Source organism: Klebsiella sp. HMSC09D12 (assembly GCF_001808475.1).
Classification (GTDB): Bacteria; Pseudomonadota; Gammaproteobacteria; order Enterobacterales; family Enterobacteriaceae; genus Klebsiella; species Klebsiella oxytoca.
Window position 1 is genome coordinate 1 of the sequence record NZ_KV793425.1, and the last position, 1,889, is coordinate 1,889.

A 1,889-nucleotide genomic window follows, 5' to 3' on the forward strand; every position below is an offset into this window, starting at 1 on the left:
GAACCTGTCAAAACAGCAGCCGGCTGCGCCGGGCGACGGCGCCATTTTCCCGCAGTATCCCATTCAACTTCAGCTGGCGCCTTTAGGGATCAGTTTGGATATAGAGAATTATTGTACGGTACGTCTGCTTTTTGAACAGGCTTACATATAGCAATGGGGTGTACTCCCGCGCGATATGCCATTTTACTTTTATTTTTTCTAATCGGACAATCGAGCCACAACAAAACCCCTTATCCTAGCAGGATAAATATCAGTTATTCACCTCATATCTCTATCCGTTTCTCTGCTAATATCAGGCTTTAAAAAATAACGAAGGGCTCTTTGTATGACAGATACCGCAGCAAATGAGATAGAACGGCACTTACCCTTAATCTTTGAAAATGAAGCCAATGGGATTCTTCAGGATCTGATCGGTACTCCCACTCTGATGGGGATGATGATGTTTGCGACCGAGGAAGAAGTAATGGCCGCTCGTAACTACATCATTGGCGTATTTGAAGAGTGTTACCGTGTCGGACATTTACGCATCATGGGGGCCGCTGATGAAGGAACCTTGTTTGGGTATTCCTTAATTTTTGGGCATCCATCGGCAAACTATTCGTTGTACTGCCATAAAATTTATGTGTATGAGCAATATCGTGGTAATGGAATTGGTAGCCAGATGCTGACCGGAATTCTTAGCCTTCCAAATGAAGTTGGCCTGGTTTGCTCGCCTGATCTGATTCCGTTTTACGAATCTGCCGGTATGCACTTTAAAGGAAATTTCACTACGCCATCAGACGCGGGTTTCACGAAAACTCGCGGTATGTATGAAGGTCTTTGCGTAATGAGCACTGATAATAGTGGCGAGACTAATGGCTTTCCCATCTTCATGCTGAACGATAGCGACATTGATAACATCATACAGGCCATAGTATCAGCCAAAAAATGATCCCCTTTATGCCGCTGAAGCGGCATAAAGAAGCTTTCGATGTTTTGATACGAGAATTTAACGACTGCTTTTGAAATGATGCACCCTGAAAAGTTTTTCTTTTCCTGATGAAAAAAAAGGCGTTAACTGTGACATGAACCAGACGTTGACAACCTGAAGGTAATCAGGGATGAGGAAAAGGAAATCATGCGCTTTTGTATTAAAGCATTAACTGCAGGCATTTTTACGGTAGCCAGTTTCAGCTGCGGAGTTTCAGCAGCTCCGACTTCAGATTTAACGCCACAGATGGCCTATGAAGATATATCACGCTCCTTAGCTGAGCTGGAGCCCGTTACCTTCCAGGCAAAAGCTGAAAAGCATAAATTATTAGTTTTTGTTGAAAATCAGTGTGTTTATTGCAGCTATGTTGTGAAAAATATCAAAAAGTACACGGATGCAGGGCTCACTATGTCATTTGTGACTGTGGTGCCGTCATCCATCAAAGACTCTGTCATAGAAGATATGGGGAGAGTCTGGTGTGCATCCGATCGCCAGAAAAGTTTTCAAAATGCGATGGCCGGTTTTTTGCCAGACAACACCAGTTCAGAAAAATGTAAAAATCTGGTGATTAAACAGTCTGAGCTTGCAGACCGTCTCGGGGTTACCGCCACGCCTGCGATGGTTGTGCTGGAGCCGTCTGTCCATACTTTCCTTGGTAGTGTTTCTCCGGAAAAAATTCTCGCAGAACTCCAGTAGAGGGACTGGCAAGTCTGGATTTTAACGAATTTCAGAGTTGTACTTAGTAGATTTATTTACAGGACATTTATAATGATTGATTTAATTAATACTACGAGAAACCATCATTTCATATCACAAGTTGAACAAAGATGGAACGCATCCTCAAATCCTGATAATCCTTCTTTAGCAAGAATTTGCAAGTACGAAAGGCTTTGTTGAATAAATCAGATTTCGGGTAAGT

2 protein-coding genes are annotated in these 1,889 nt (G+C 42.8%); both read left to right on the forward strand.

Annotated features, from left to right (window positions below; all coding sequences use genetic code 11):
* Positions 1 to 325 precede the first annotated feature (325 nt).
* Positions 326 to 931 carry a GNAT family N-acetyltransferase gene (locus HMPREF3178_RS05385; protein ID WP_070585050.1) on the forward strand — a complete coding sequence of 202 codons (606 nt, stop codon included), beginning with the start codon at positions 326 to 328 and terminating at the stop codon, positions 929 to 931.
* 186 nt (positions 932 to 1,117) lie between these two features.
* Positions 1,118 to 1,666, forward strand: a complete 549-nt coding sequence (locus HMPREF3178_RS05390) for a thioredoxin fold domain-containing protein (protein ID WP_048335632.1) — start codon at positions 1,118 to 1,120, stop codon at positions 1,664 to 1,666.
* Positions 1,667 to 1,889 lie beyond the last annotated feature (223 nt).

What these genes read in the sequence shown, in the direction of transcription:
- HMPREF3178_RS05385 (WP_070585050.1), top strand. Translation starts at nt 326, where the DNA reads ATGACAGATACCGCAGCAAATGAGATAGAACGGCACTTACCCTTAATC.
- HMPREF3178_RS05390 (WP_048335632.1), top strand. Translation starts at nt 1,118, where the DNA reads ATGCGCTTTTGTATTAAAGCATTAACTGCAGGCATTTTTACGGTAGCC.